The organism is Candidatus Magnetobacterium casense (genome assembly GCF_019173545.1).
Lineage (GTDB): Bacteria > Nitrospirota > Thermodesulfovibrionia > Thermodesulfovibrionales > Magnetobacteriaceae > Magnetobacterium > Magnetobacterium cryptolimnobacter.
The window spans coordinates 1-4228 of sequence record NZ_JABXWD010000300.1 but is presented as its reverse complement, the minus strand read 5'-3'; the positions used below and the strand labels follow the sequence as shown (position 1 = coordinate 4228).

Annotated in this window: 6 protein-coding genes; 2 read left to right on the top strand and 4 right to left on the bottom strand. The window is 51.2% G+C overall.

The window, feature by feature from the left end; all coding sequences use genetic code 11:
• The 4 genes from HWQ67_RS13685 to HWQ67_RS13670 all read right to left on the bottom strand — a co-directional run.
• On the bottom strand, positions 1 to 530 hold a 530-nt coding region (locus HWQ67_RS13685), incomplete at its 3' end, for a TonB-dependent receptor plug domain-containing protein (RefSeq protein ID WP_255317285.1).
• A 41-nt stretch (positions 531 to 571) separates the two neighbouring features.
• A complete protein-coding gene (locus HWQ67_RS13680) occupies positions 572 to 868 on the bottom strand; it encodes a hypothetical protein (protein ID WP_218253248.1) in 297 nt (98 codons plus the stop codon).
• Between the two features lie 20 nt (positions 869 to 888).
• Entirely contained in the window at positions 889 to 1902 is a 1014-nt protein-coding gene (gene moaA / locus HWQ67_RS13675) for a GTP 3',8-cyclase MoaA (RefSeq protein WP_218253247.1), read from the bottom strand.
• Positions 1869 to 2978, bottom strand: a complete 1110-nt coding sequence (locus tag HWQ67_RS13670; protein WP_218253246.1) for a molybdopterin-binding protein — start codon at positions 2976 to 2978, stop codon at positions 1869 to 1871. The genes moaA and HWQ67_RS13670 overlap by 34 nt, the downstream gene beginning before the upstream one ends.
• A gap of 268 nt (positions 2979 to 3246) precedes the next feature.
• On the opposite strand from HWQ67_RS13670, the gene HWQ67_RS19995 reads away from it, so the two are divergent.
• Complete coding sequence (locus tag HWQ67_RS19995) at positions 3247 to 3372, top strand: hypothetical protein (protein WP_255317284.1); 126 nt, start codon at positions 3247 to 3249, stop codon at positions 3370 to 3372.
• The gene (gene accD / locus HWQ67_RS13665) at positions 3359 to 4198 is read left to right on the top strand and encodes an acetyl-CoA carboxylase, carboxyltransferase subunit beta (RefSeq protein ID WP_218253245.1); all 840 of its coding nucleotides are present in this window, start codon (positions 3359 to 3361) and stop codon (positions 4196 to 4198) included. Before HWQ67_RS19995 ends, accD begins: the two co-directional genes overlap by 14 nt.
• The last annotated feature ends 30 nt before the right edge of the window (positions 4199 to 4228 follow it).

The following is a 4228-nucleotide window of genomic DNA, read 5'->3' as shown; positions in this document are numbered from 1 at the left end:
TTAAGAACCGATTGCGGCCCTTTGATAACGGTGATAATGTCATATGACTCCGGAAAGACATACGCAGTGGGCGGGTCCATACGTCCACCACACCCGCCAAATATCTGTTGCCCGTCAAGAAGTATATTCAGCCTCGACCCTGACATACCCCTAAACACCGGATCACCATCGGTACCTCCCTTACGGATAATGGAAAAGCCGGAGATGCCCTTGAGATACTCGGCCCCATCATGGGCAGGAACCGGTTGGTGAGGCGCCTTGGGATTGGTCGTTACAATCAAAGGCTCAACGCTGACAGGGGCGGTAACGACTACCTCCTCAAGACCGTAGATACCGTGTGTATCCGACTCAGGTGATGAGGCATTGTCGATTTTTGTTTCCTTGATCTTCGTTGTACTCTCTGAGGCCCCTGCCACCTGCGGCAGGGTACATAACGCCCCCATTGAAAGCAAAATCACTATAAAACACAAAGCCGCTGACGGCATAAACAAACCAACAGCAGATACAAACCTTCTTGCAGGTTTATACATAACAAATAAGACCTCCTTATTAGTAGATTCAGGGTTGTAAGCTAAACAAGGAAGTTATTTTGGCGTGGAGGTTTGTCGCTTATGGAGAACTCTATAAACTTATATCTATGTTTTTCGGGAGGAAAATACGAAGCTACATATTCAAGTATCTCTACGGAGACTATCTTTTCACAGAAAGAGTCAGCATGATTGTCAAAGACCCCGCCGGCGTCATTGTCAGAACATACGTCAAGGATGGTATGTAAATTGCATTCATTCTGAATATCTATGTTAAGACTTGGCGGCTTTACAAGACCCAAAAACGCTACTACAAGTATCGCTACGGCTATGTTTTTCATTAAGTGAGTTTTTTTCTCCCCTATCCGCCGATCTGAGACATGGCCAGGGTGGAGTCTGTGGCAGTGATATTGTGGCCCCGGGGTTTTAATTCGGTTGCGGTGCGGATCAGTTCCTTGAGTTGTTCTATGGACGAGTCGTCTGTAAGATATGGCTTGAGGTCAATGAGTTTATTTGAGAACAGGCACGGTTTTAGTTTACCTATAGCTGTCAGTCTCATTCTGTTGCAGTCCTGGCAGAAGTGACACGTAATGGCGCTAATGATACCGATGACACCGGCGGCGGATTCAAATCTGTAGTAGCGTGCCGGACCATTGAGGCGTATCTTGACCGGATACAGGGGGGATATTTGTTGCAGTCGCTGGTGGATTTCGCTGCTGTTGATTAGCATCTCCTTGTACTGCCGACCGATTACCGCCGTTGGCATGAGTTCTATAAAACGCACGTGAATATCCTGCGTGAGAGTCATGCGGGCAAACGATTCGATTTCGTCGTCGTTTATGCCTCTCATTGGCACCATGTTCAGTTTAATGGGTGTCAGAGCGGCATCTTTTGCTGCCTGTATGCCATCCGTTACCTTTTTGAGGTTGCCCCCTCCGGTTATCTGCGCATAGCGTTGGGGGAGCAGGGAGTCGAGGCTTATGTTTACCCTGTTCAGACCGGCAGATGCCAGTTTTTGGGCGTATTCCGGCAACATTATTCCGTTGGTGGTGAGGCTGAGGTCAAAGATCCCCCCGATGGCCTTGATCTCCGTAATCAGCCCCGGCAGACCACGACGCATGAGGGGTTCTCCGCCGGTGATACGAATCTTTTTGACCCCCAGCTCCGATGCCGCCCGGACAAACCGCAATATCTCCTCAAAGGTCATCACCTCTGCACTGTCGTAGGGTGAGGCGGAGTTTGTTGGGGTGCAGTACATACACCTCAGACTGCATCTGTCGGTTATGGATATGCGGATATAGTCAATGACCCTGCCGTATGTGTCGCACAACTGCACGGGCGTTACTTTCCAAACGGGCAGATGGGATAGTGGCATTCCTTACACTGCATGCACAGTCCCCCGTGTCCCATCTCTGCAAGCTCCCCTCTGCCGATGTGGTCTCCGGCCAGGATGCGTGGCAGCACCAGGTCAAAGACCGTAATGCCGTGATACATTCCGCAGGCCGGTATACAGAGGATTGGGATGGTCGCCCCCGCCGTACCCTCCATATAGGCAACCAGAAACATCGACCCGGGAAGCACTGCTGCCCCGTAGTGTATCTCCGTAGCGCCAAGCATCTTAACGGCAAAGCGCGTAACGTCATCGGGGTCTACCGACAACCCCCCGGTGATTATCAGGAGGTCTGCTCCGGCCTCGATGAGTCCCCTGAGCCTCTGCACAATGAACGCTGCATCATCGGGGGCCAGATGGGAGCCTATGACCTCGCCCTCAAAGCGTGCTATCTTGGTCTGCACCACTGGCAGGAACTTGTCCTCTATCTTGCCGGTATAGACCTCGCTACCGGTGATGACCACGCCGGCTCTGGCCTTGCGAATCTCCCTGACCTGCAGGCAACCGTTTGCGTCCTTGGCGGCAGAGACTGCCCGCTGGACAACATCCTTTTTGACCACCAGCGGAATGGCCCTGACCCCTCCAACGGTCTGTCCCCTGGTGACGACCGTGTTGGTATGCAGCGTGGCACACATCACCTCGCCCACAAGGTTAAATCTATACAGGGCATCTTTATCTATCTTGAGCAGACCATTGTGTGCTGCCAGGAGGTTTAGTTTGCCCTCCGAAGGTTGCCCCTCGATCTCTACACCACTGCCTACTAACGAATGAGCCAACGCAAAGGCCGCATCGTTTTCGTGCATGGAATCATCGTCTATTTCCAGGAGGTAGATGTTATTCTTGCCGAGTCTCTTAAGATGTTCGATGTCACCAACCGTGATGACGTGTCCCTTCTTAAACGCCCTGCCCTTAAACTCCCCCTGTCTTATCTCCGTGATATCGTGCGCCAGCATCCTGCCCACGGCATCTTCCACCGGTAAGGTCTTAAAACCTTTACGGGGGTGAGGGGTTGGCAACCCCCCGCTCAGTGCCACCCCAGGCATATTATCGTTTTCACACATGTAAGCTCCTTGCTGTCAAAGTTTCATTACAGTTATTTTATGACAGATTACACCAACTTTTGTCAAGGGATAACAAGTATTTACAGATTGTCATATTTTCTGATGTGATTGTCTGATCCTTGAAGCAACTTGATGATTCTCTCACTTATAGAGAGGAGAAAGAACTATTCTGTATCGTCTTTTTCAAGCGACTTTTTTCCCCCTCTCAAAACTGTATTTATGATATAATATCACCGAGCTGTTATAGAAAAGAGGAAAGATTTTACAGATGACACATACGACAATAGCCTCTGCCTTTGAGAGACTGGGCAGCGCAGGTAGGAAGACACTTATCCCCTGCATCATGGCCGGGGATGTATCGTTTCAGTTGACGCAGGACTATGGCTTGGTTTAAGCGCTCAAAGGACGACAGCACACAGAAACGGGTCAATATCCCCGAAGGACTCTGGGTCAAGTGCAACAGTTGCAAGGAGATAGTTTATCGTAAGGAGCTGGCAAAGAATCTGAGGGTCTGCCCAAAGTGCGCCTACCACTTCAGACTAGGTGCCCGTGAGCGTATCAACATGCTCATAGACAGCGGCACGTTTGTTGAGTTGGATGCGTCGCTGACAAGTGCCGATCCGCTTGAATTCACAGACACCATATCCTACAATGACCGTCTCCTTAAGAACCAACAAAAGAGTAACCTCAAGGAGGCCGTTGTCAGCGGCACGGGAACCATTAACAGACTGCCCATAGCAATAGCCGCAATGGATTTCTCCTTCATGGGTGGCAGCATGGGGTCGGCGGTGGGTGAGAAGCTCGTGAGGGTCATCGACGCTGCCGTGGAGGGCAACATGCCACTTGTGGTCTGCTGCGCCTCCGGAGGGGCTCGGATGCAGGAGGGCATCTATTCGCTGATGCAGATGGCAAAGGTCTCGGCGGCCATAGGCAGGCTGCGCAACAGGGGGCTTGTCTATATCGCCCTGTTGACCGATCCGACCTTTGGCGGGGTCAGTGCGAGCTTTGCCATGCTGGGGGATGTGATAATCGCAGAGCCAAAGGCCCTAATCGGATTTGCCGGGGCAAGGGTCATACAGCAGACCATCAGCCAACAATTACCCGGCGACTTTCAACAGGCAGAGTTCCTGCTCAAAAACGGTCAGATCGATATGGTCGTCCACCGCAAGGACATCAAGATCACCATCACAAAGTTGCTGAGGATTCTGAGGTCACTGTAAGGAGAAGCCTCTAATTGAACAGATGAGAGA

Excerpts from the sequence above, each read along its gene's own strand:
- HWQ67_RS13680 (WP_218253248.1), bottom strand. The coding sequence starts at position 868 with ATGAAAAACATAGCCGTAGCGATACTTGTAGTAGCGTTTTTGGGTCTT.
- moaA (WP_218253247.1), bottom strand. The coding sequence starts at position 1,902 with ATGCCACTATCCCATCTGCCCGTTTGGAAAGTAACGCCCGTGCAGTTG.
- HWQ67_RS13670 (WP_218253246.1), bottom strand. The coding sequence starts at position 2,978 with ATGTGTGAAAACGATAATATGCCTGGGGTGGCACTGAGCGGGGGGTTG.
- HWQ67_RS19995 (WP_255317284.1), top strand. The coding sequence starts at position 3,247 with ATGACACATACGACAATAGCCTCTGCCTTTGAGAGACTGGGCAGCGCA.
- accD (WP_218253245.1), top strand. The coding sequence starts at position 3,359 with ATGGCTTGGTTTAAGCGCTCAAAGGACGACAGCACACAGAAACGGGTC.